This window comes from Oleiphilus sp. HI0066 (assembly GCF_001635725.1).
Genome location: NZ_LWFH01001446.1, coordinates 1 through 723, shown reverse-complemented (window position 1 = coordinate 723; position 723 = coordinate 1). Strand labels below are relative to the sequence as shown.

At 44.4% G+C, this 723-nt stretch carries 1 protein-coding gene; it reads left to right on the top strand.

What is annotated here, in order from left to right:
* A partial coding sequence (locus A3738_RS22580) for a GGDEF domain-containing protein (RefSeq protein ID WP_156504418.1) occupies positions 1 to 723 on the top strand: 723 nt, incomplete at both ends.

Below are 723 nucleotides of genomic sequence, written 5' to 3'. Positions count from 1 at the left end.
AATTCGCGATGTCGAACATCGTTGTGAATTACTGCTCGATAGCTCTAAAGACGCAATCGCATATATCAACGACGGAATGCATATCTATGCCAATAGCTCATATCTTGAGTTTTTGGACTACGACGATATTGACGAAATGATCTGCATCCCAGTGATGGACACCCTCAGCGGCGATTCGCAAGAAAAATTCAAAGAGATCGGTAAAGACTTTTTAAATAGCAATAGTGACGCTAAACCTGTCGAAAACGTTGCACTCACATCAATCAGAGAAGATGGAACAGAAATCCCTGTTCTTGCTAGCTTCTCGCATGCGAGCTATGACGGCGAAAGCTGCCTTCAAATCATTTTGCGTCCTGAAGAAAACTCCGCTGAACTCGAAGCAAAACTGAAAGAAATGAGCCAGATAGACTTACTAACAGGTCTGTATAACCGCTCATACTTCATGGATGCTCTTCATGAAAGCAAAGAAGGCGCCCTCAGCGACGACAGTAAAGCTGCTGTTTACTATTTAGCGATTGACCACTTCCACAGTGTCAAAGCGAATTTAGGTATCGGTGACGCCGACTTTGTATTACGAGACTTAGCCCAGATTCTTGAAACCAAGAAGAGCGACAAAGTCACCCTTGCCCGTTTAAGCGATGACGTGTTCGGCATGATCATCAATGACACCACCGACGCACAAGCAATGGATGTCGCAAATAGTCTGTGCAAAGAAGTCGAAGA